Annotated in this window: 20 protein-coding genes; 15 read left to right on the top strand and 5 right to left on the bottom strand. The window is 50.9% G+C overall.

What is annotated here, in order from left to right:
• Positions 1-45: 45 nt before the first annotated feature.
• A complete protein-coding gene (gene mobI / locus JL719_RS06640) occupies positions 46-528 on the top strand; it encodes a conjugative transfer protein MobI(A/C) (RefSeq protein WP_026601726.1) in 483 nt (160 codons plus the stop codon).
• A 112-nt stretch (positions 529-640) separates the two neighbouring features.
• Here the strand turns inward: mobI and JL719_RS06635 are convergent, their stop codons facing one another.
• The 5 genes from JL719_RS06635 to JL719_RS06610 all read right to left on the bottom strand — a co-directional run bounded on the left by JL719_RS06635 (position 641) and on the right by JL719_RS06610 (position 4,179).
• Positions 641-1,072: a putative iron-sulfur cluster-binding metallochaperone gene (locus JL719_RS06635; protein ID WP_165385928.1), complete on the bottom strand. Its 432-nt coding sequence runs from the start codon at positions 1,070-1,072 to the stop codon at positions 641-643.
• A gap of 17 nt (positions 1,073-1,089) precedes the next feature.
• Complete coding sequence (locus JL719_RS24370; protein ID WP_331725249.1) at positions 1,090-1,797, bottom strand: MerT/CopZ fusion-like heavy metal transport selenoprotein; 708 nt, start codon at positions 1,795-1,797, stop codon at positions 1,090-1,092.
• 87 nt (positions 1,798-1,884) lie between these two features.
• A complete protein-coding gene (locus JL719_RS06620; RefSeq protein WP_026601730.1) occupies positions 1,885-2,304 on the bottom strand; it encodes a MerR family transcriptional regulator in 420 nt (139 codons plus the stop codon).
• Between the two features lie 530 nt (positions 2,305-2,834).
• Positions 2,835-3,704, bottom strand: a complete 870-nt coding sequence (gene trfA, locus JL719_RS06615; protein WP_026601731.1) for a plasmid replication initiator TrfA — start codon at positions 3,702-3,704, stop codon at positions 2,835-2,837.
• A 10-nt stretch (positions 3,705-3,714) separates the two neighbouring features.
• On the bottom strand, positions 3,715-4,179 hold the full coding sequence (locus JL719_RS06610; protein WP_026601732.1) for a hypothetical protein: 465 nt from the start codon (positions 4,177-4,179) through the stop codon (positions 3,715-3,717).
• A 132-nt stretch (positions 4,180-4,311) separates the two neighbouring features.
• On the opposite strand from JL719_RS06610, the gene mobH reads away from it, so the two are divergent.
• From mobH to JL719_RS06540, 14 genes are all read left to right on the top strand, one after another.
• Positions 4,312-6,735 (top strand): MobH family relaxase, encoded by a 2,424-nt coding sequence (gene mobH / locus JL719_RS06605; protein ID WP_026601733.1) that lies wholly within the window; start codon positions 4,312-4,314, stop codon positions 6,733-6,735.
• Positions 6,732-8,558 (top strand): conjugative transfer system coupling protein TraD, encoded by a 1,827-nt coding sequence (gene traD, locus JL719_RS06600; protein WP_026601734.1) that lies wholly within the window; start codon positions 6,732-6,734, stop codon positions 8,556-8,558. Before mobH ends, traD begins: the two co-directional genes overlap by 4 nt.
• 2 nt (positions 8,559-8,560) lie before the next feature.
• Entirely contained in the window at positions 8,561-9,193 is a 633-nt protein-coding gene (locus JL719_RS06595; protein WP_026601735.1) for an IncC plasmid conjugative DNA transfer DtrJ family protein, read from the top strand.
• Between the two features lie 201 nt (positions 9,194-9,394).
• Positions 9,395-10,237: a sulfite exporter TauE/SafE family protein gene (locus tag JL719_RS06590; RefSeq protein ID WP_201799021.1), complete on the top strand. Its 843-nt coding sequence runs from the start codon at positions 9,395-9,397 to the stop codon at positions 10,235-10,237.
• 266 nt (positions 10,238-10,503) lie between these two features.
• On the top strand, positions 10,504-11,940 hold the full coding sequence (locus JL719_RS06585; RefSeq protein WP_084153362.1) for a HupE/UreJ family protein: 1,437 nt from the start codon (positions 10,504-10,506) through the stop codon (positions 11,938-11,940).
• A 38-nt stretch (positions 11,941-11,978) separates the two neighbouring features.
• On the top strand, positions 11,979-14,171 hold the full coding sequence (locus JL719_RS06580; protein WP_084153363.1) for a TonB-dependent receptor: 2,193 nt from the start codon (positions 11,979-11,981) through the stop codon (positions 14,169-14,171).
• Between the two features lie 135 nt (positions 14,172-14,306).
• Complete coding sequence (locus tag JL719_RS06575; RefSeq protein ID WP_033157930.1) at positions 14,307-14,663, top strand: hypothetical protein; 357 nt, start codon at positions 14,307-14,309, stop codon at positions 14,661-14,663.
• A gap of 118 nt (positions 14,664-14,781) precedes the next feature.
• Positions 14,782-16,068: a TolC family protein gene (locus tag JL719_RS06570; RefSeq protein ID WP_505187729.1), complete on the top strand. Its 1,287-nt coding sequence runs from the start codon at positions 14,782-14,784 to the stop codon at positions 16,066-16,068.
• Complete coding sequence (locus tag JL719_RS06565; RefSeq protein ID WP_033157932.1) at positions 16,061-17,494, top strand: efflux RND transporter periplasmic adaptor subunit; 1,434 nt, start codon at positions 16,061-16,063, stop codon at positions 17,492-17,494. The genes JL719_RS06570 and JL719_RS06565 overlap by 8 nt, the downstream gene beginning before the upstream one ends.
• A complete protein-coding gene (locus tag JL719_RS06560; RefSeq protein ID WP_033157933.1) occupies positions 17,487-20,630 on the top strand; it encodes an efflux RND transporter permease subunit in 3,144 nt (1,047 codons plus the stop codon). The genes JL719_RS06565 and JL719_RS06560 overlap by 8 nt, the downstream gene beginning before the upstream one ends.
• Positions 20,631-20,686: 56 nt before the next feature.
• A complete protein-coding gene (locus tag JL719_RS06555; RefSeq protein ID WP_033157934.1) occupies positions 20,687-21,304 on the top strand; it encodes a cation efflux transmembrane domain-containing protein in 618 nt (205 codons plus the stop codon).
• An 18-nt stretch (positions 21,305-21,322) separates the two neighbouring features.
• The gene (locus tag JL719_RS06550; RefSeq protein ID WP_033157935.1) at positions 21,323-21,643 is read left to right on the top strand and encodes a hypothetical protein; all 321 of its coding nucleotides are present in this window, start codon (positions 21,323-21,325) and stop codon (positions 21,641-21,643) included.
• Between the two features lie 11 nt (positions 21,644-21,654).
• On the top strand, positions 21,655-22,224 hold the full coding sequence (locus JL719_RS06545; RefSeq protein WP_033157936.1) for a hypothetical protein: 570 nt from the start codon (positions 21,655-21,657) through the stop codon (positions 22,222-22,224).
• Positions 22,225-22,301: 77 nt separating this feature from the next.
• Complete coding sequence (locus tag JL719_RS06540; RefSeq protein WP_033157937.1) at positions 22,302-25,007, top strand: cation-translocating P-type ATPase; 2,706 nt, start codon at positions 22,302-22,304, stop codon at positions 25,005-25,007.

The raw sequence follows: 25,007 nt of genomic DNA, 5'->3' as shown, positions 1-25,007 counted from the left end.
GGCATTGTCCATGCCTATCCCTACAGTTAAGTAATAGGAAAATTCATGTCAAGCGAACAACCTGTCAACACTCAATTCAATCTCACAGAACAAGACCTGCTGCATTGGATCGAAACCCGGTGCGATCATCTCCAGGCGCAAGCCAAAGTATTGGTCGATGATTATTGGCGCCAAATGAAAAGCCAGCGCCAGAAACACAGCAAAAGCGAATCGGGCCGAATCGGCGTCCGCATTCGCTGCCGGGAAAACCAACGAGCTTTCAGCATTGAGTGGTATCGCATGGCCACGTTGCGGCAAAACGGTCAGACCAGGCCCATTGCGCAGTACGTTAAGAAAGGCCGTGGCTATCGTTATCCGCTTGGTAACATGCTAAAAGGCGAACCCGCCTGGGAGGCCGAATTAGTCGAAGAACTGGAAACCGAGTTTGCCCATATTCGGCAACAGCTCGATCAACTAGGAAAGATCCGCGATGCGATGCAGCGTTATCGAAAAAGTCTCGAATCCAATACAAACCCGACCGCCAATTGAGGCCGTTAAATGCCATGTTTATTGCGCGCTTTAAACGAATTTAAGGTTTCTGTTCAGATAAAAGCGCTTAATCGCCGAGTCTAAAATCCAGTTTCAATATGTCTGGTTCCTGTCATTGATTTACCAAACGCTTCAAGTTGGCCAAACAGCACTGACCTGATGGATTTCTGATTTCGCAGGCGCATTCGCCGGCTTTGGTACGTTGCATGACGAAAGCTTTGATCGCTTCTGCCCGTCGATCTTTTAACGCTGATAAATACTGCTCAGTGTCTATGTCAAAGCAGTAACACAGCGCGTCGTTCTGAATCGCTTGATAGCTTCGTAAGTGTTGTTTGGGAATGATGTTTCCTGCGTTGGCAAAGTAAGCAATCGGACAGGTTTTTGCCGGACAAAAATAATAGCTGTCAATGACGATTGACTGATTCTCGGGAAACCGTACCTGATGGTACAGCGTCGGCATGCCGACGCTTTTGCACGAGGAACCGCATTCAGGACAAATCTGTTTGGTTTTGGTGGATGTACTTGGGCAGCAGCAATCAGACATAAACGCTATCCTCGGCCTTATCGGGTAATAGGTGTAACCAGGGAACCCGGATAACCGGCATCCGTCGTGGCTTTGATCAAGGCGGCGCTATTGGTTTTGCGACTGTCGAAAGTAACCACGGCCGTTTTGGCATCATAATCGACAGTCACTTCTTGTACGCCTTCGACTTTCTGCAAGGCCTTCTTGATGGTGACTGTACACATGGCACAGGTCATATTTTCTGTGTTCAGCGTCACCGTTTGCTGCTGGTTTGGCAGTGCAACAGTCGTTTCAGCATGAGCTGCCGGCATCCACAACACACTTGATGACAAGCTTAAAATAAACAAACTGGATTTAATGGTCATATATGAATCCTCTCAAGCCATGAAAAAAGGCGCTAACCAGGGAAAGGCCAGCAATATCAAAATGAATGCGGAACTCAACCAAAACAGTAGGCGTTGTCGGCGTTGAATGTCGGATGTGGCACAGTTTTCACCTTCTTCACAGTGGTGAGGCGTTAGATAGAGTTTTCGATACCCTAAAGCCATAAAGGCCAGGGTCAGGATGATAAAAAATGGCCGGACCGGTTCCATAGCCGTTAGCGTGCTAATCCATGCGCCGCCAATACCTAACGACAACAGCAAAAATGGCCCGACACAACAGGCCGAAGCCCCTACAGCGGCCAACAAGGCGCCGATACCTAACCATGACGGAGTTTTTAAGGGCGTTTCAGGGTCTGTATTCATGCCAATCTCCTAAGCCAAACCATGCTAAATGTTGGCAAGGAGTCTAAACCCTGTTGTTTAGAACAGAGTCAAGTGGACGGTGGTGTCTTACTTAAAATTAGAGGTTGGTGATGCATCATCATCGCTAAACGCATCGAGAATAGCGCAATGAGCGGCTGGCGCGGTTTGCTGACAGTCGTTGACCAGGCTTTCCAATACCTGACGGAGAGCGGTTAAATCCCGGATTTGTTGATCGATCTGCTGGCATTTCTGCTCGGCCAGTTGTCTTACATCGGCACAGTGCGCTCCATCAAGGGATAACAAGGTGGCAATTTCCTTCAAGGTAAATCCAGCCTGTTGAGCGCGTTTGATAAAACGTATTCGGGCAATCGCATCTGTTGAATATACGCGATAACCGCCTTCGGGTTTCGCTGGCTCTGTCAGTAAACCAATGCGTTGATAGTGACGGATGGTCTCGATAGTGACTTCGGTTTGTTTAGCAAGTTTGCCGATCGTTAAATTGGGCATTTTGAGCCTTAAAGTTTTCTTTTCAATGCAAAACGGCAACGTTCCTCAAATGGCTGGAATCATAATCAGAAACCTGACTGCCGCACATTGAATTTTATATGGCTATTGGGGCCAATGTACGAAAGCCGGAAGAGATGGCGACATGTTCACAGAACCCCGACACGATGAACAAGTGTTATTTTCGGAGGCGAAATTATCCACAACGTAACATCCCCTTATTTAGATTAAATAAAGATTATAAATAGATTAGCACCCTAGATTTTCATTGCAAAAGAATCGCTACAGCCATCGAATAGCAAGGTCTGCAGCGGTTTCATAACTTGCTCGAAGCGTCGGTCTAATGCCGTGTCAAACGTCGGCCTAATGCCGTGCTTTTTGTCGGTCTAATGCCGTGCCCGTCGGTCTAATGCCGTTACCTTGTCGGCCGAATGCCGTGCCTCCGTCGGTCTAATGCCGTATCCGCGTCGGCCTAATGCCGTATCGAGAGGCTTCGACCGACCGAAAATAGCGTCGGTCTAATGCCGTGCTTTTTAGTGCTGTTGGTCGTCCAGAAAGCGCTGTTGACTGGGCGTAGGTTGGCGTTTGATCTTCACCATGTCATCAGCGAATTCAAAGTTTGCCAAAGTGCCAATGCGCACCAAGGCCTCCAACGCTTTACCCAACCGATATTTGAAATCTCGCAGGGTTTTCGCGCCACTGCCGCTCAGCCGGTGAATGGTGGCAATTTTCATCGGAAACGGAGCGGCATGGGACGACAGGAAACCGTGTAACCATAATGCCAAAGGTTGTTTGCGCAATTTTTGCCGCTGTTCGAACTCAATGTAGGTGTACCCCTCCTCGAACAGGCGCAGCATGGATTCGGTCAATTCCACCACATAGCGCTGTGTCAGTTCATCACGGTAATAGCGCAAGAAACCTTTTTCACCAAAGGCATCCCGGCCGTGAAAGGTGATTTCGACAAAGGCGCCTCCCAAGCGGGCCATCGATTCTTTCAGCCATTCATGTTGGCTTTTGCCGCTACCGCGACCCAATGCCGTCAATAGGGCATGTGCGCTGAAGGTCACGCTAAATCCCGGCAATTGTTGCCTGGACAAGTGCACGATCTGCATCCAGACATCGAGGTCCGATTGATTGAGCTGTATGCCGAGGTAGCGAACCTCAATGCCATCAACCGCAGCCAGCAGGGTGCGTTTTTTGTAAGCAATACGTTCCTTACCCTGGATGCCGGCGAACAATGCGCTCCGCAAACAGGCATTCGGCGTACCGCGAATTGCCGCCGGCCAGTTGGGCAAAGACGTCATGGGTTCGACCACCCGCAATTTGGCTTTTTTCCGCTCCGTCAGAGACTGAAAGCGTTCGGTGAGATTCTCGAGCGAATGGTTGGTGCTGTTTCTGTCCATGACGGCCGCCTCACTTCTTCAGGCTGCCGGGATTGCAGCCATGGCTCAGCACGTTGTGTGGAATTGGCATGGTTTTGACTAGCGCCTGCTCCTCCGGCGTCATATCGAGTTGATGATGGCAATATTTTCGCCAGGCGCGTTCGATGACCCGTGCATCGTCATCCGGGCTATCTGGGAAGTGGAACGTGCTGATATTAAGGACATGACCCGCTACGTCGTCATTTGCCACGTAAACGCCAAACGGCTGATCAACTTGCCTGACGACGTGTTCCATTGCTGCAGCTCGTAGCACTGAACCGCCCAATCCACCTGTCTGCCAAGCATTATCTAGGCGCCAGGGTTGTTCAGGTTGAATCGGCACAATCGATTCGATGACGGTCTCGCTTACGGCAGCATCGGGACGATTCAGCGAAGTACATGCCGTGCCGCACACTAAGGACACAAGACAATGGATTGCGAGCGATTTGGATTTCATGAGAGCTCCAGGGGGTAATTAAAGGGAGCTCGTTACACTAAACACTCTTTTGCCAGGCCTGCTTGCAGCTGACGTCGAATTCGTCGCCAGCTGCAAGCGACGACTGAAAAATTCCCGGCAAGATGCGGCGATATGGAAAATACGCCCTTAACGCTCATTACCCGCATCCGCCAACGTCTGTTTGGAGTCGAGTCCGCGCCTATAGGTCCGGTTGTGACAACGACTGATGAGGACGTGCCGCGTTATCCGCCGTTCATGAAGGGTTTGCCGGCTGCGCCTGTGGAACGCATCCTGTCTAGTCAAACGGAGTTGATTGGGGCCATCGAACAGGCGCTGGCCATGCCGGAAAGTCTTTATCAAACCATAGCCGCGCCGGTCTTACGCCGTTATGCCGCCTACAGCCATTTATTGCCGGCTTCGGAATCTCATCACCATCGCGGCGCCGGTGGCTTGTTTCGGCACGGATTGGAAGTCGCCCATTGGGCGACCTTGGCTTCCCAAGGCAGTTTGTTTGCCACGTCAGCATCACCCAAGGAACGAAAAGCACAAGAATTACGCTGGCGTCTGGCGGTCTGTTTTGCGGGGCTGTTGCATGACATCGGCAAACCGGTCGCCGATATCGCCGTAGTCGACGCACAGGGGCAACATACCTGGAACCCTTGCGATGAAAACATCACCGACTGGGCTGTGCGACATCAGATCGACCGATACTTTCTACGTTGGAGGGATAACCGCCATAAACGCCATGAACAGTTTTCGGCCTTGGTAATCGAGCGCGTCCTCACCCGAGAAGCGCGCACATTCATTCTGGAGTCCGGCCCCGACATCATGCAGGCCATGCTGGAAACCATTAACGGTTTAGACCGCGGCTCCAAAGTTTACGCACTGGTGATAACCGCCGACTGCAGAAGTGTGGAACGGGATTTAAAAGCGCACTACCAAAACATCGACTCTGCCTTGGGCATGCCGGTGGAAAAGTACTTGTTCGACGCCATGCGCCGCTTGGTCAAGTCCGGACAGTGGTCCGTCAACGAAAAAGGCGCTCGGCTATGGCGTTTCGAGCAAGGTCTGCATATCGTCTGGCGGGCCGGTGCGCAAGACATCGTCACATTGCTGGCCAAAGACAAAGTTCCCGGCATTCCGCGTGACGAAGACACCTTGGCGGACATCCTGATCGAACGCGGCTTGGCAATCCCTAAGTCCTGGCCAGATGGTCGGCAATACCGCTATTGGCAGATGCAGCCTGAAGGTTTGGACAATCCGCTATATCTGTTACGCCTGAAATCCGCGGAACTCGTTTTTAGCGGCGAACCACCAACCGTGGTAGACGCTCACGAAATCAGAGAACAGGATGCGACTGCTGTAACAACTGAGCCCGTTGCCAATCCGATACCGAAAACCAGCAAGCCGGCAAAAAGCAAGAATGTCGCGGTTCTGAAGCCGCCCCATCGTGCAGAGAATCCTTTGGCGGCAATCGAGGCGTCAATTCAGACAACTGAGGCGGATAACATAAATGTCCCCACGCACTGGGGCCAAACCGAATCCATTTCCGCAATCCCTTCTCCGGAATTCCCGCATGAAAGTAATTGTGCGCCATCTGCCCTGGATGAAGACTCGAATCAGTCTGATCTGGACAACAACCTTACCCGTCCGATTCAAGCCAAGGTGTCGCCAAACCCAACTACACCCATTCCAACTGTAAATGAATTTAATCATCCAGCCTCCGAAACCGATCCACCCACGGTTGAAATCCCAACGCTTGATAGTCCCGTTGACAAAACCAAATCATGGCTGGACGATCATGGCCCCGCGGGACAATGGTTATTAAACATCGCCTTTCACCTCAATCAGGACCAATGGCAATGGGGAATCGATATTCTGGAAGTTCAGGAGAAATACTTGCTTCCGTTTCCGGGCGCAGCTGAAAAACTAGGGCTTGATCCGAGTCAATTCATCAAAACGATGGAAGAAACCGGCTGGCTGGTCACCGATGTGCTGTCGCCCATGCGCAAGGTACAAACCATCCAATCGGTTCGCGGCATCCTACTGGCATTGGAACCCAGTTTGGCTATGAAGACGTTATTGACCGCCCAAGGTGAAGTCAGACCGCTAGAGCCGTCAGCATCACCCCCAAACGACAGTGCTAACTCCGTCAGTAATCAGGGGCTGCTCAAGCGCCAAAAACGCACGAAACCGGAACCTAAAGTCGCTCAGCTCACCCCAAAAGTTTCCGGCAACCAACAATCGAGAAACGATAACGCTTCAGATATTATGGTTAAACCAAATGCCGACAAGTCAGCCGCGCCAAAAACAACGACACCGGAGAAACCCGGAACGATCGATTTGCTGATAACGCATGTGCAGCAGCAAAACATTCCGCCCGAAGAATCATCCACGGAAGGCAACTGGCATAAGATTTCCAATACCGAACTGGAACGGTTTCTGGCGCAACATCCAACCATCAAACGGACCCGATTCATGCTAGACATTGCCAATCACCCGGATTGTCGCTCGGTCAGTGCGACTGAAGGCATTCAGGTGCGGCTACGCCCATGAAATCCGATTACGACCATCAATTTCCCTGGCGACCGATTTTTGAGGTGTATGCCATCTCCGGCTGGATCGGAGGGGCGGGATTAGCGTATTGGACCAGTCGTTGGTCGGGGTTGCCCCGAGAACCGTTTGATTGGTTAATGATCGCCTGTAGCGTAATAGCCTGTTATCGACTGCCTACGGCGGTGAGCCTTTGGTATCGCAAGCGCCGCCTAGGACAATTCCGCTTTCAATACCTGGATGCCGAGAAACTCAAGCACTTAATCAAACACCATCCGGACGAGTTATGGTTTGGCTGGGGATTCGATTGGGTGCAAAAGCATGCACAATTGGCTTATGAGATTTTGAAACGGGATGTCTCGACACTGATTCCGAACGATCATAAACGTATGGGCTCTGCCTGGATTCATGGCTTGGAAATTTCTGAAAACGATATCCGGCAGCCGCTTCAGCATACCGCCGGCCATACGCTACTAGTTGGCACCACCGGCGCCGGTAAAACCCGAGCGTTTGACGTGTTGGTTACGCAAGCCGTGTTGCGCGGCGAAGCGGTGATCATCATCGATCCGAAAGGCGATAAGGATCTGATGGCGTGTGCCAAACGGGCTTGCGAAATAGCCAATCGCCCCGATCGCTTCGTGTATTTCCACCCAGCTTTTCCGGAAGACAGCGTGCGGCTGGACCCGTTGCATAATTTCAATCGGCCATCCGAAATAGCAAGTCGTATCAGTGCTATTTCGCCCAGCGAAAGCAGTAACGATCCCTTCAAGGCATTTGGTCAGAAATCCCTGGATAACGTCATTCAAGGCTTGATGGTGATCGAAGAACGGCCAACGTTGGTAAAACTACGCCGCTACCTGGAAGGCGGTCCTTCGACCTTGGTAATTCAAGCCTTGGAACGTTATTTCGACAATAGTTTGGAGCATTGGCGGCAAGAGGCGCGACCTTACCTGAAAAATGCCAAGGATATCGACTCCAAAGCGGCTGGTTTGGTACGGTTTTACCGAGAAGTCGTACAGTATCAGGTGCCGAATTTGGATTTGGAGGGATTGTTGTCCTTGTTCGAACACGACCGAGCGCATTTCAGCAAAATGGTCGCTTCGCTGATTCCGATCATGAACATGCTGACATCGGGATCGTTGGGTCCGTTATTGTCGCCTAACCCGCAGGACATTGATGACGTGCGGCCCATCACCAATACAGGCCATATTATTCAAAAAGCCCAGGTTGCCTATATCGGCTTGGACTCACTATCGGATGGCATGGTTGGCAGCGCCATTGGCTCCATTCTATTGGCCGATCTGGCAGCCGTTGCCGGTGATCGTTACAACTACGGTGTCTCAGACAGACCCGTGAATGTCTTTGTCGACGAGGCCGCTGAAGTTATCAACGACCCATTCATTCAAGTATTAAACAAAGGCCGTGGCGCCAAAATTCGCTTATTCATCGCCACCCAGACCTTTGCCGACTTTGCAGCCCGCACCGGATCTCAGGACAAAGCCCGCCAGGTATTAGGCAACGTCAACAACCTGATCGCACTGCGCATCATGGACAGCGAGACTCAACAATACATCACCGACAATCTGCCCAAAACCCGACTCAAATACATTATGCGCACCCAGGGTGTCGCAACCAGCGCAACCAATCCCACCGTGTTTTCAGGGAATGTCGGCGAGCGACTAATGGAGGAGGAAGGCGATTTGTTTGCGCCACAGCTCCTCGGTCAACTGCCTGATTTGCATTACATCGCCAAGTTATCCGGCGGTCGCATCGTAAAAGGCCGTTTGCCTGTGCTGCAATCAGCACTTGATACCCAACTGACCTGACCATGCAACGCAATTTGCTATTCAGTCTGATGATCTGGTTGTTGGAAGTAATTTTAGTCGCGAGCTTTGTCTCGGATCGCTGGACACGGGAAATCCAGGCAACTGAAGATCAGATGTTGATTGCTTATTTCGGCATTGAAAAGGAAGCGGAGATCCGGCACACCGCACAGGTCTGGTTTGACCAAATGTTTGTCCAAACCGGCATGAGGGAAAGTGTATACCGTTACTTCATTCCGACCGAGCGCGAACGACAAATGTCCAAAGGCTTTGAAGACGTCGGCCGCAATGATTTGTTTCCGTTCATTCAAAGCAGACTCGATGTGCTCTGGGATACGGTGTATCAGATGATCAAGCGATTTGTTATGGCTTGCGCCTGGATACCCTTTTTGGCAGTGGCAATTCTGCCGTTTGCCATTGATGGCTTGATTCGGCGCAAGGTTAGCCAAACCAATTTTGATTACCCCAGTCCGATGGCGCATCGTTATAGTATCTATGTGATGTTGGGGGCGTTATACCTTTTACTGATGGGACTGACGCTGCCATTTCCCGTGCCACCGCAATCGTTGCCGGTTGGCATTATTATCGTGGCCTGGGCGATGAACATCTTATTGGCCAATACTCAGAAACGGGTTTGATGCTCGATTTTGTGATTTACCTGAGTCCTCATCATCGGCCCGCTCCGATAATTACTAATGTCGGGTGGCACCAAAAGTGAAAAAATCTTAGATTTTATGATGGCAATAATGAAAAATTTCTCGGCTAATGGAGGATGTCACATAAAGAAGCCAATCTTGCTACACATTGGCCATTTACAGACATTTGGCTAAGTAAATGGCATGATAGAATCCATGTTCTTAGAAGTTGCAGACATCACTGTTCCGTTTTGGTTACCGCCATTGGTAGCCTTCGGCATATCATTCTTCACCTCGATGGTCGGGGTATCTGGCTCATTCTTGTTGCTCCCATTCCAGATGAGTGTGCTTGGGTATGTTAGTCCTTCGGTATCGGCGACCAATCTTGTATTCAATTTAGTGGCCATTCCTGGCGGCATATGGCATTACGCCCGTATTAAACGTATGGACTGGCCGCTCGCCTGGACTATTGCCACAGGCACTTTGCCAGGCCTGTTGGTGGGTTGGTGGTTACGTGTGCATTGGCTACTGGACGCACGCACTTTTAAACTGTTTGTCGGCGTCATTCTGCTTGGGTTGGCAATCCGTTTGCTCGGGAATAAAAGCGCCTTTGCCAGGGGCGAAATAGGGGTATCTATTTCTGTCAATAGCGGGAATACGATACCTATTTTCTTAGTTGCACTGATTATCGGTGTCATTGGTGGAGCCTATGGTATTGGTGGCGGCTCCATCATGGCACCAGTGCTCATAGCAGTGTTTAGCCTTCCGGTATATGAAGTTGCGGGGGCAGCACTCTTGGGTACGTTTGTGACATCCGTTGTAGGTGTGGCGCTCTATCAATTTCTGCCTGCACCGCCTGGTATCAATACAAGACCTGATTGGACGTTGGGTATTCTGTTCGGGCTGGGCGGTGTAGTGGGTATGTATATGGGCGCGCAAGCACAGAAACATTTCTCGCACCGTGCGCTTGAACTGGGAATTTCGATTGTGTTGGTACTGGTCGCCGGCGGATATGCGGTTGAATATGTACTTGGTTCAATTCACTAAATCAGGTTTTGGTGCGGTTGTTTTATTGACGACCGAGGTTCTTTCTGGTTGAAAATGGCGTGATTTTGCCGACTCTCTTTAATTAAACTATGTTAAATGCCGTGTTTTTAGTGTGCTCTCTACTGACATTGGCTTTATAATCGCCTCATTACCTTCGGATAAGTTGCCTAGTCAGGTTTACCGAACTTCCAACGATGGAATAACAGCCAAGCGTTCAATCTTTTTAAACAAGTTCTATACCTTATTATTTTTATTGTAACCCTTTGATGCAGCCTAATCGATCCAATCAGCAATCAGATTCAAGACACAATCGTCGTCTATTGCTCTCTTTTGGATTGCCGTTTTTGTTGGTAGTCATTTTTGCAGGCTTCCAATTTATCGATTTAGACAGCATCGGTTGGAGTCACGGCTTTAGTCATCCGCTATCTGGCTGGGATCATCTTGTCACTATGTTGGCCGTCGGCATCTGGGCGGCCCAATTGCGTGGACAGGCTGTTTGGATGTTGCCGCTTGCATTTGTTGGGGTCATGAGTTTAGGGGGGCTTGCCGGCGCAGCAGGCTTGGCCATTCCCAGCGTGGAAGGCATCATCCTGTTATCTTGCGCGGTTTTCGGTGTATTAATCACCCGTAAAATCCGTTTTAGCGCCAAGATCAATGTCATGATTGTGGCGTTTTTTGCTTTCTTCCATGGCTTTGCCCATGGTCAGGAAATTTCCACATCTGCCAGTCTGATTTCTTATACCTTGGGTTTTATGCTGGCAACGCTGCTGCTGCACGGTGCCGGTATCTTAGTTGCAAAGTTAGTTGTATTTTGCATTAGCTGTTTGCTGACGATTATATTTTCCAATGCAGCTCTGGCCAAAACGACTGAATCGATTGTTGGCAACAACGCTATAGACACAGTGTTTGCTCAGGATGCGGAATTCACCAAAATAACACCTTTTTGGATAGAAGCGGATCAAGCTGGGTATGCGCAGTATTGCTTTGTTTTCGCTGAGGATAAACGGTGTTCTGAAGATTTTTCTAGGTATGGTGCTGGGGTTAACGATCCCTCAAGTAGCAAGCTTGTTAGCCTTGGCTTCGTTGATTTCGTGAGAACACCCGTTAAAAATGATAGTCGAAGTGTTACGGTAGACAGCAATAGCGATGGTTTGATTTTCAAACAACCCGCTTTGCAAAGGCTAGATAACTGGTTGGACAAGTGGCTATTTAATTCCGATTACATAAATCATAGTGCTTTGGATTTCAAACACTATTACCCCGATATTAACCATACACCTGGTAAACGGTTGCTAAGCAACGGCGTTGGTCTTACCTCGCCACCGGTTGCGCTCCTCAATGTTTTAGCACATCAAGCTTCTTCCAATCTTCGCAAGACCCCGATTTCATCCGTTGAAGACACTTATCTTCAATCGATCTTTGCCAAATCTGATACCGGCAATTTCACTACCCAAACGATCAAACACACTAGGCATGATTGCGCCTTTCGTAATCTGCGCGAGACCATGCAAAGCACGGTCACGACCGTTTGTTTTCAGAACAATTTCTTTTCTAATTTAACGCTTATCGACAAATCACGTCGTTCAAGCGGCGCCGCTATTGGTGTTATCTCCCGATTTCATTTGCTTTTTGCAAGTCAAAAAAGCTTGTCATTGGCAATGAGAAAAACATGGCCCGTTAAGGCCCATCCCATTCTGACATAACAATAAAAATCAATCCGACATCGTTTCAAAGAAAACCTATGAGCCTTTACAACACAATAATAAAAAAGAAACCTTTGATCATCAGCCTTGAAATCATCTTGGGCTTAAGTTGCACCGGTCTTCAAGCCGCACCGAAGACAGATGTAGCCGAAGTGGTGGAGCAAGCCGATCAAATTGAAGGCAACGACAAAGCGGCCAAGAGCAACACATCAAAAAAAGCTAAATCCTCTGCCAAGCAAGAAAAAGTGGAAGAACTGGAAACTGTCGAGGTAAAGGAGTTTGGGCGATCAAGAGACTTAGTTGGTATCGCCGAAAGCGCCTCGCAAGGTCATGTCGGACAAGAACAGCTTAAATACCGCCCAATTAGCCGGCCAGGCGAAATATTAGAAACCGTACCAGGATTGATTGCGTCACAACACAGTGGCGAAGGTAAAGCCAATCAGTATTACTTACGCGGTTTCAACCTTGATCACGGTACCGATTTTTTAACCCAAATCGATGGCGTTCCGGTTAATTTAACCACCCATGCACACGGTCAAGGTTGGACAGATACCAACTTTCTGATTCCTGAATTAATTAAAACGGTTAATTATCAGAAAGGGAACTACTATGCAGAAAATGGGGATTTTTCCAGTGCAGGTGCCGCGAATATTCAATACTTCGATGATATGCCCGATACGTTGGTGAAATTTACCGGCGGCATGTTTGACTACTATCGCGGATTGGCTACAGGCTCCCGTAAACTGGGTGATGGTAATCTGCTGTACGCGGGTGAAATCGTCAACAACGGTGGACCGTGGACAGTCAGTAACGATTTTCAGAAATATAATGGTGTACTTCGTTATAGCGAAGAGCATGGCGAAACCGGCTGGAATGTCACCGCCATGGCCTATAAAGCAGATTGGAATGCCACTGACCAAATCGCAAAGCGTGCTGTCACTTCAGGGCTTATCGGCCGTTTTGATGCCATCGATCCCACCGATGGCGGAGCGAGTGAACGTTACAGCCTGACAGCCGAATGGCACCGCAATACCAATACCAGTGCAACAAAGGTCATGGCTTACGGGCTTTATTCGACGCTTAATTTATTCTCGAACTTTACTTATTTTCTGAATGACCCAGTGAATGGCGATCAATTCAACCAGCCAGATCAACGTTGGCAAACTGGGCTCAAGGCCAGCCATACTGTCTATCACAAACTTGTTGGTGCCGACTCGGAAAGCACCATCGGTTTACAAATACGTAATGACAACATCGATAATGGTCTGTTTTTAACGAAAGCACGGCAACGCTTATCGACAGTACGACAAGATACCGTTTGGGTGACTAGTGCCAGTCCCTATGCCGAAAATAAAACGCGCTGGAATGATTGGTTTCGGACCACCCTTGGGGTACGTTTCGATGGCTTCCGCTTCGATGTTACCAACAGTAATATCGCTGCCAATCAAGGTGAACGTTACGATGGGTTAGTGAGTCCTAAATTGGGCATGGTTTTTGGACCATGGGCAGATACCGAGTTTTACTTGAACGGTGGCTTGGGTTACCACAGTAATGATGGTCGTGGTGTTAATACCCGCATCGATCCTAGCTCTGGCAACAGCGTGAAATCGGCCGTGCCGCTTGCACGAACCTACGGCTCTGAAATTGGTACCCGTACCACCTGGATAAAAGGTTTACAGAGTACATTAGCCATCTGGTGGCTGGATATTGATTCTGAATTGCTGTTCTCGGGTGACGCAGGAACCACTGAACCTAGTCGGCCCAGTCGCCGTTACGGTTTGGAATTTGCCAACTATTACTCACCGACCGATTGGTTAACACTTGATGCCGATTTTAGTTATTCTAAATCGCGCTTTAAGGGTAATGATCCAGCAGGCAACTACATTCCGGGTTCCATTGAAACCGTCATAGCGACCGGCGCTACGGTCCATGATTTCTACGGTTTCTTTGGCGGTCCAAGACTGCGTTACTTCGGGCCTCGCTCCCTGATTGAGGATAATAGTGTGCGGTCAAAACCGACCATCATGCTCTCGGCTTTGCTGGGCTACGAATTCAATAAAACCTGGACTTTACAAGCGGAAATGTTCAATTTGCTCAATCGTACAGACAGTGCGATTGACTATTACTACACTTCACGCCTGCCTGGTGAAGACCTGGCAGGTGTGAATGACATCCACTTTCACCCGGTTGAGCCGGTCAATTTCCGTATGACATTGTCGGCAAAATTTTGAGCGCTTTAGGATATTAAAGCGCGGTGGCCTCTGTCATTTAATTGAGCCGGGTCGTCCAACAGCAGGGTTGTTACTGGCGACTTATACAAATATTTCATCTACAATAATAAAGATCAGTTAGATTAAGGCAATATGATGCAACATCGCCTCACCACCATTCTATTAGTGCTTATGGCTATCATGCCTGTGGTGGTGGCGTTTGCTCATTATTCTGCACTCACCAGCCAGTTAGCGGTTGCGCAAATGGTCGCCGCCGATGATATGGACGATGGAGGGGGCTTGGCATCCAAACATGCCGATCATTGCCAATCCGCCACGGCCAAACCTCACTTGGCTAGTTGTAGCTTTCATGTTTGCGTGGATTGCGGGATCACGTCATCTTTCAGGTTTATCCCGATTCAGGTTTCCAATAGCTATGGCTTTGGGGGAAAATCTAATTCCGCCTCGTTTATTGCACCTCCCGACATAAAACCGCCGATTTTTAGCCTCTAAGCCGTTCAATGGTGGTGTTTCGCTGTAAGAAATACCGCCACCCTGATGACGATCAACATCGGCCAAAGTCCGGCGGTTGTCGGTTCGTCATGGTTATCACGAGTTTACGAGGATCATCATGTCATCCTTTTTTCGATCAAGGCGTCTGCTGATGGCGACGCTGTTTATTGTCTGCCGCTTGGCCGCCGCAGATGAGCAAGCGCTATTGACGCTTGAGGCGGCTACTCAAAAAGTCGTTCAGGACAATCCCGACCTGGCGCAAACCCTGGCTCGTGCCAAGGCAATGGCCGCGATTCCATCGCAGGAAGGCAGCTTGCCCGATCCGCAAATCAGTTTCAATGCCATGAGCTTGCCGACTAACAGCTTTAGCACACGGCAAGAAGACATGACCCAAATCGGATTTGGCCTTTCTCAAGCGATTCCTTTCCCTGGCAAACTGGCGCTACGCGAGCAGGCCGCGCTGTATGAAGCGGAATCTGCCACGCTGAATGCCGATGAACTTCGACTACGTTTGCTGAGCGATGTCAAAACCCTGTGGTGGCAGGTTTTTTATCTGGATCGGACACGGGAGATCGTCGATAACAATCACACCTTATTGCAGCAGTTCGTCGATATCGCCCGTAGTAAATACGAAGTGGGCGAAGGCTTGCAACAAGATGTATTGCTGGCCCAATTGGAACTTTCAAAACTGTTGGATCAGAAAATCAACCTTGATGGTATGCGGCGCAGTACCGTCGCCAAACTCAATGCACTGTTGGATCAACCCGCCAACAACCCCGTGCAATTACCCGCCACGCTGTCAATACATCTACCGGAAATCAGGCAGGAAGACCGCCTTTACCAACAAGCGGAAAGCTCAAGGCCGATGTTGGAAAGCGACCGACAAGGCATCCATGCGGCGCAATCCAAGCTGGAACTGGCGCAAAAAGATTTTCTACCGGATTTTAACGTCGAAGCGGCCTATGGTGCCCGCAACAATATGCTCGACGGCACCCGGCGTTCGGATTTGCTGAGTTTGGGCGTCAGCATGAATGTGCCGATTTTTGCCGCCAGTAAGCAAGCCAAAGCCGTCGATCAGCGGACCAGCGAATTGATGCAACAACGTTATGCGCTGCAAGATCGATGGAACGCGGTTCGCTCTGAAATTACCCAAAGCCACAGCGATTATCAGCGGGCCAAACAGCAATTCGTGTTGTTCGATACCGGCATCATTCCGCAGGCCCGGCAAACCGTCGCCTCGATGCTGGCCGGCTATCAAGTCAACAAGGTCGATTTCCTGAATCTGGTGCGCAGCCAGATCACCTTGTTCGAATACGAAACCCAATACTGGAAAGCCTTCACGGAAGCCCAACAAGCACTGGCGCAACTCTGCGCGAATGTGGGCGAGGACGAAATTTATGAATAAGCAATTGTTATTAACCGCCACGGTGACCTTGGGGATAGGCTTGGCGGGCGGCTATTGGCTAGCTCAGCAACCTAAACAGGAATCGGCTGTTCAACCGGCAGAGGGCAGAAAGCCTTTATTTTATAGAAGTACCATGAATCCATCGGCCACATCCCCCGTACCCGCCAAGGATGCTATGGGCATGGACTATGAGCCGGTGTATGCCGAGGATAATGCGCCTAAGCAACCCAAAATTCTGTTTTACCGCAATCCGATGAATCCTTCGGTCACGTCACCGGTGCCGGCCAAAGACAATATGGGCATGGATTATCTGCCTGTGTATGCCGAAGACGAGGCAAAAACTGACGATTTGGCCGGTGCCGTTAGAATCGATGCCGCCACGGTGCAAAACATCGGCGTGCGGACCGCCCTTGCCAAACAAACCTTGCTATCGCATGTGGTCCGAGCCGTTGGCCGGGTAGCCTATGATGAAGAGCATATCGTTCGGCTGCATCCCAAAACCGAAGGCTGGATCGAAACCTTGCGTGCCGACAAGACCGGGCAAAAGGTTAGGAAGAATGAAGAGCTGCTGAGCATTTATTCCCCGCAACTGGTGGCCAGCCAACAGGAATATGTGCTGGCTTTGAATAACCTTAAAGTGCTGGAAAAAAGCCCGATTGAAGACATCAGACGGGGTGCGGAAGAACTGGTTAAAAGCTCACGCGAACGCTTGAAACTGTTGGATGTGCCGGCCCATCAGCTACACGACCTCACGGATAGCCAATCCATTAAAAAGAGCCTGCATATTCATACCCCGGCGGACGGCATCGTCATCAACATTGGTGCCCGCGAAGGCCAATATGTCACCCCGGAAACCGAGCTGTACATGATCGCCGACCTTTCCACGGTTTGGGTCTATGCCGAAATTTACGAGTACGAACTGCCCTGGGTTAAGGAAGGCGACCCGGTTGAAATGCGTTTGGCCGGGGTTCCGGGCCGCACCTTCAAAGGCCGCTTGGCATTTATCTATCCCTACGCCGAAGCCAAGACCCGGACTATTAAAGTGCGCTTGGTCTTCGACAACGCCGATTTGCTGTTAAAACCCGATATGTTCGCCGAAGTCACGATCCATGCCGGGAAGCAAGTCGATACGGTGGTGATTCCCGCCGAGGCGGTGATTCGTTCCGGCGCGCAAACCCAGGTTTTGGTAGTGCGCGGTCCTGGTAAATTCGAGCCGCGTCAAGTGACGACGGGTTTGTCGTCCAATAACGACATTGCCATCATTGACGGTTTGGCCGCTGGCGAAGAAGTGGTCACTTCGGCGCAATTCCTGATCGACTCTGAATCCAAACTGAATGAAGCCACCTCAAAAATGATGGAACCTGCTGCATCGCAGCCGGCAACCAAGTCGTTGTCAGTGGAGCCAGGAGCGCATCAACATGACTGATTTCATCATCAACAGCGTTTTAAAAGACCGCTTCATGGTGCTGCTGGGGGCAATTATCCTGGCCATCGGCGGGATTTGGTCGTTTAAGAATATGCCATTGGACGCGATACCGGACCTATCCGACGTGCAGGTGATCATCTTCACCGATTATGCCGACCAATCGCCGCAAGTCGTCGAAAATCAGGTCACCTATCCCTTGACCACCGCCATGCTGGCGGTGCCGCATGCCAAGGTGGTGCGCGGTTATTCGTTCTTCGGCTTGTCGTTCGTCTATGTGATCTTCGAAGACGGCACCGATATGTATTGGGCGAGGTCGCGGGTACTGGAATACCTCAACTATGTGAAAAACCGTTTGCCGCAAGGCGTCACGCCGGCGCTCGGTCCCGATGCCACCGGTGTCGGCTGGATTTACGAATATGCCTTGGTGGACAAGACCGGCAAGCACGACTTAGCGCAACTGCGTTCGATTCAAGACTGGTATCTGCGTTATCCCTTGCAGACCGTGCCTGGTGTGTCTGAGGTCGCTTCGGTCGGCGGCTACGTCAAGCAATATCAGGTGGAAGTCGATCCCAATGCGCTGCAAGCCTATGAGATTTCGTTATCGACGGTGATGATGGCCATCAAGCGTTCCAACAACGATGTCGGCGGCCGGTTGCTGGAAGTCGGCGAAACCGAATATATGGTCAGAGGCTTGGGCTACATCAAATCCATCGCCGATCTGAATACCATACCGGTGGGCGTCGACGCCAACGGCACGCCGATACGGTTACAGGATGTGGCTCATATTCAAATTGGCCCCGAGCTGCGCCGAGGCGTCACCGAACTCAACGGCGAAGGCGAAGTAGCCGGCGGCGTGGTGATCATGCGTTTCGGTGAAAACGCCCTGGCAACCATTGAAGATGTACGGGCGAAACTGGAAGAACTGAAAAAAGGCCTGCCGGAAGGGGTTGAAATCGTCCCGGTCTATGACCGAGGCAGCCTGATCGAACGGGCGGTGGACACCTTGAAAGAGGCGTTGACCCAAGAGCTGATCATCGTTTGCGCCTTGGTCGCCTTGTTTTTACTGCATCTGCGTTCGTCCTTGGTAATCGTGATCACCTTGCCCTTGGGTATTCTGATGGCCTTCATTGCGATGAAATGGCAAGGCATGAACGCCAACATCATGTCGTTGGGCGGCATCGCGCTGGCGATTGGCGATATGGTCGATGGTGGCGTGGTGATGGTGGAAAACGCTCATAAACACCTGGCCGAAGCGGCCGAGAAAAAACAAGCCAAGTTGACTTCACAGGAACGCTGGGAAGCCATCGGCAATGCCTCCCGTGAGGTGGGTTCCGGATTGTTTTCGTCCTTGCTGGTGATCACCGTGTCCTTCCTGCCGATTATTACCATGGAAGCGCAGGAAGGCCGCTTATTCAGCCCATTGGCGTACACCAAAACCTATGCGATGGCCGCCGCCGCGATCTTGACCATCACGCTGGTGCCGGTGTTGATGGGGTATTTTGTGCGCGGCAAGATCATTCCTGAGCAAAAAAACCCGATTAATCGGATTTTGCATGCCATGCATTCGCCGGTTTTAAAAGTAGCGATGCGCTGGCGGGGTGCCACGCTGATCGTGGCGCTGCTGTTAATGGCCTCCACGCTTTATCCCTTATCCAAATTGGGCAGTGAATTCATGCCGCCGCTGGATGAAGGCGATATTTTATACATGCCCACCACCTTTCCCGGCATTTCCATCACCAAAGCCAGGGAAGTGTTGCAACAGACCGACAAGATCATCAAGACCTTTCCGGAAGTGCATCATGTGTTTGGCAAGATTGGCCGGGCTGAAACCGCCACCGATGCCGCTCCGTTGATGATGGTGGAAACTACCATCAAGTTAAAGCCACGCGATCAATGGCCCGATCCGAACAAGACTACCCGGCAACTGATGGATGAAATGGACAAGGCCATTCATTTTCCCGGTTTGGCCAACGCCTGGACCATGCCAATTAAAACCCGAATCGACATGCTCTCCACTGGCATCAAGACCCCGGTGGGTATCAAGGTGTCCGGTCCCGATCTGAATGTCCTGCAATCCCTGTCGCTGCAAATCGAACAGGCCATGAAAACCCTGCCGGATACGCTATCGGCCTACGGTGACCGGGCGGTTGGCGGTTATTTTCTGGATTTCGACATCAACCGCGAAGCCGCCGCGCGTTACGGCTTGACCGTCGGCGATGTGCAGGATGTGATTCAAAGTGCGATTGGCGGCATGAATATCACCGAAACTGTTGAAGGGCTGGAGCGCTATCCAGTCAATCTTAGGTATCCGCGCGATCTGCGGGATAACCCGGAAGCCTTGCGACGAGTGTTGATCTCCACCCCGACAGGCAGCCAGATTCCTTTGACATCGGTGGCAGACATCAACTTTAAACGCGGTACGGATGTCATCAAGACCGAGGATGCACGGCCCAATGCCTGGATTTATGTGGACCTTAAAATCTCCGACATCGGCGGTTATGTGGAGCAGGCAAAAAAGACCTTAGCCGAGACTGTCACGATACCCGCAGGTTATACCGTCACTTGGTCCGGTCAATTTGAATACATGGAACGGGCAGCGGAACGCTTGCGCATCGTGGTGCCCATCACGCTACTGCTGATTTTTATCCTGCTGTATACCGCCTTTCGTAATATCACCGAGCCGACTATCGTGATGTTGGCGATTCCATTTAGCCTGATTGGCGGAATTTGGTTCATCTACTGGTTGGGATACAACCTGTCGATTACCGTCTATGTCGGTTTTATCGCGCTGGCCGGCACGGCGGCGGAAACCGGGGTGATGGTGCTGAGTTTTATCGACATAGAGATCGATAAGCTGCGGGCGCAAAAGCAGGCGCCACTGACCGGCGAGGAAATCAGAGCGGCCAGCGAAGCCGCGACGGCTCTGCGTGTCAGGCCAGTAGCAATCACCTCGCTGGCCAACATCATCGGCTTGATACCCATCATGACGGCGACCGGCACCGGTGCGGACGTCACTCAACGCATCGCCGCCCCCGCGCTGGGCGGCATGCTGACCGTGTTGATACTTAGCCTTTTGGTGTTTCCGGTGATTTACAGCCTGGTGTTGCAGTTTCAAGAACGGTTTCGAACCTCATAGTCTTGAGAGGTTACTGATGCTTTCATCAATTGGTTAGGCTCACGGAGAAATTTGATATGGCTTCATGTTGTGAAAATAACTGCGCAATTGAGAAATTACGCGAACGACAACGTGGCACGCTTAAAGCCGTGCTCGTTGTTAATGCGGTTATGTTTGTCGTCATTGTCGGCGGAGCCGTTTACGGAAAATCAACGGCTCTGCTCTCGGACAGCCTGGACAATCTTGGCGATGCGTTGACATATGGCTTAAGCCTTTACGCCGTTTCTAAAGAAGCGACCACTAAGGCGAAAGTGGCCTTATTTAAGGGTAGTTTGATATTGATCGCGGCGTGTGTGGTCTTGGCGCAAATCATTCTGCGGCTGATTGAGCCTGTACTGCCATCTTACGAAATTATGGGCGCCTTCAGTTTGGCGGGCTTGGCGGCAAACTCGCTATGTCTGTTTCTGCTGTGGAAGCACAGAAATGAAGACATCAACATGAGCTCGGTATGGGAATGTTCAAGAAACGACATAGCGTCAAATCTATCGGTTTTTATCACAGCGGGAGCAGTTTGGTACTTTGAATCGGGATGGGCGGATATTGTCGTCGCATCCTGTCTTGTCATGCTGCTGCTGAATTCTTCATTCCGTGTTATCCGTTCCGCGCTCAAAGAAATTAATTATCCGAAAATTTAAACTATCTGGAAATCACCTATGAAAACAAAATTACTGATCACTTTGCTTTTAATGACAGGCTTACTAGCTGCCTGTAGCGAGATCAAGCCTCATTCGATGGATTTGGACCTGGCCGTACAGCATGAGGCATTGGTAAAACACTATGAAGAAACCGCTAAGGATATGCAGGCCAAGGTCCAGGAACACAAGACGCTGCTGAGCCAATACCAGGCAAAAAGCTATCTTTACGGTAAGCAAGCCGAAGGGTTTAAAGAACATTGCCAAGCATTGATCAATGCCTACGAAAAAGCGGTTGAGGAAAATTTGAATATGGCAAATCTGCATCGGCAGAAAGAGTGAGGGGGTGAGACATGGCTATCCGTTGGCATAAATCAATTCTAATCACCTTAGTCGGTGTGCTTTTCTTGCTGGAAGGGTGTGCCGTTACCCAGCCCGCATTCTACCGGGCGTCGGGATTGACGCCCAAATCCATCGGTCAGATTACATTACTGCCTGCCGTTGATGCGCGAATCGACCAGCAGGTCGCGGTTCCTCTCGAAGAACCCTTGCGCCAAAAGGCGGCAACGATCCTGAAGCGGAAAGGATACCCCGTGGTCTTGAGTAATTCGGGCGAGAGTGCTGCCCTGACGGGCGATAGTCTACGGGCCGCCGATCCTGCCTTGATAAAACGCCTTGGTCCGCCGGATGCACGCTGGATCATGGTCTTGGCCCTTATCGATCTCAATGTGGTTGGCAGCAACGATAAGGTGGAAGTGGCAGGCTTTCTATACGACAAGGAGAAGGGCTTGCTGCTATGGCGGGACAGCACTATTTGTTTGGTCGGGGATGGCGGCATTTTGGGCGGGCTAATAAACGATAAAAGGGTCGATCTAGCGGTTTCGACCGCAGTGGATTCGTTATTGGGCAGTATTCCGGAATAGGGGCTTGTTTTGATAATCCCACGTTGCCACCGGTCGTTATCTCTACCGTCACCGATATGGTTAAAGGGAGGTGGGTCATGATGAATACATGGCACAAGCTATCGGCAATCGAAACCGCAGGCCTTCTTGCGACCGATATGGAACAGGGACTTTCCACCGAAGACGCGAAAAACCGACTTGCTCGATATGGGCAAAATAAGCTGCATAAGGGCAAGCGATTTTCGGCTTTGCTGATTTTTATCAGCCAGTTTAAAAGTCTCGTTATTTGGGTACTGATGGGTGCAGCGGCCGTTTCCGTTGCACTCGGTGAAGTCATCGACGGTATTGCCATCATCGCTATCGTGATCTTGAATGCGGTCATTGGCTTTCTCCAGGAGTATCGGGCCGAGAAAGCGGCAGCCGCACTCGCTCGTTTAACAGCGCCGCATTGCCGAGTGATTCGGGATGGCCATAGCCTGGTGGTCACCACGTCTGAGGTCGTTCCTGGTGATCTACTGTTACTCGAAGCGGGCGATTTGGTTGCGGCGGATGCCCGCCTTATTCAAGCCTCCGTGTTTCGTGTCAATGAAGCCCCGCTCACGGGGGAATCGCAAGCCGTGCCTAAGTTTACCGTTAGTCTGGTATTGGACACACCGCTGGCTGAGCGGCGCAATATGGTTTTTCTCGGGACCAGTGTGACCAGTGGTTCCGCTCGCGCAGTGGTGGTCAACACCGGCATGGAAACCGAACTGGGTCGCATCGCGAAACTGCTCGAATCGGCCGAAAGTGGAGAAACCCCTTTACAACGCCAACTGGAGCGGGTTGGGCGCCTGTTGTTGATGGCGTGTTTCGGCATCGTCGGCTTGATTTTTGGTCTGGGATTATGGCGAGGCATCGCCCCCTTTGAACTGTTCTTAAGTTCGGTGAGCCTTGCGGTCGCGGCGATTCCCGAAGGATTGCCGGCGGTGGTAACGATTGCGCTGGCTTTGGGTGTACAGCGTATGGTTCAGCGTCATGCCTTGGTACGACGTCTGGCTTCGGTCGAAACATTGGGCCGTGCGCAGGTGATTTGTACCGACAAGACCGGTACGCTGACGATGGGTGAAATGACGGCCCGCAAGTTGATTACCTCAAAAAGCCTCTATCACGTCACCGGCGAAGGTTACGCCACGGAAGGCGCATTCTTTGCCGGCAACGTGGAAAGCCTACCATCGGAAAGCCCCGAACTATTCGCCTTGCTGCGAGCATCGGCTGCATGCAACGATGCCGAACTCAATGTAATCGATGGTCGGTCCACTGTAATAGGTGACCCTACCGAGGGGGCGTTATTGGTGGCCGCCGAGAAAGCGAATATTGCCCGGTCTGCCATTGAAACGGAGATGCCGCGTTTGGCGGTTATCCCTTTTGATTCCGAACGTAAACGCATGAGCGTTATCCGCCGTCAGGCCGGTCAACCCTGGGCCTTTGTCAAAGGCGCTCCCGAAGAGATTCTCAGCCGCTGCACCTTGATCCGTACCGATCAAGGCATCAAGGAACTGACAGAAAACGACCTCACCCGATTCCTACAGGCTAACACCTTACTGGCAAACGATGCCTTGCGAGTGCTGGCCGTGGCAGAGCGTCCACTAGAAGGCATCCATTTCGGTGCGGGCGTATTCGGTAGTGATGTCGAGATCGAACAGCAGCTTATTTTGTTGGGACTCGTTGGTTTACAAGACCCGCCTCGTGGCGAAGCCAAAGAGGCTGTGGCTAAGTGTAAACGGGCTGGTATCAAAACCGTAATGATCACAGGCGATCATCCGGATACGGCACGAGCCATCGGCTGCGAATTAGGGATTATAGATAAAGGCGATGAAGTTTTGATTGGTGCTGAGATAGACCACTTGGACGATGCTGAGCTAAAGGAACGCGTACCGCATGTTTCGGTGTATGCACGGGTAACCGCCGAGCATAAACTGCGTATCGTGCGGGCATGGAAAGCGACTGGTGCGGTTGTCGCGATGACGGGAGACGGCGTGAACGATGCGCCTGCAATCAAAGAGGCATCCATCGGCATTGCTATGGGCATTACCGGTACGGAAGTGACCAAAGAAGCCGCCGACATGATTGTCGCTGATGACAATTTTGCATCCATTGTCGCCGCCGTTGAAGAAGGACGAGGCATTTATGACAACATCGCCAAAACGCTAGCCTACCTGCTGGGCAGTAGCACCGGCGAGTTATTGGTGATGTTGGGCGCCGTGCTGCTGGGTTGGCCATTACCGCTTTTACCGCTACATCTTTTGTGGATCAACTTGGTCACCGATGGTTTTGCGGCCTTGGCCCTTTCCACCGATCCAATTGATCCAGGAGTATTGAACCGTCCGCCTCGCCAGGCTCAGTCCCAGTTACTCAACCGGCATTTGTTTTATCTGACTTTATTCACCGGTTTATTAGCCGCGAGCGTCACGCTCGGCGTGTTTGCCTATGAACTGCATGTAGTCGGCAATACGCTTGATCAAGCTCGCGATGCCGCCTTTACCGCTCTGGTGATTACCGGTTTGCTGCGTGCCTTCGGTGCGCGAAGCGAACAACGCGTCATCTGGCAAATCGGTTTGTTCTCCAATTTGCGCTTGTTTTTGATTGTCGCCGTGTGTTTCAGCTTACAGTTGGCAATACACCATGTTCCGATGCTGCAAACCCTGTTTCAGATCAAATCGGTGTCGTTGCATCAGTGTGTCGTCTGGATCGGGGTTGGATTTATACCCTTGGCAATTTTAGAGTTCAGAAAAATCCTGCTGAATCGAGCCAAAAAGTTTGCTTAG

The organism is Methylomonas sp. LW13, from assembly GCF_016865255.1.
Lineage (GTDB): Bacteria > Pseudomonadota > Gammaproteobacteria > Methylococcales > Methylomonadaceae > Methylomonas.
This window is presented reverse-complemented; position numbering and strand designations above follow the sequence as displayed.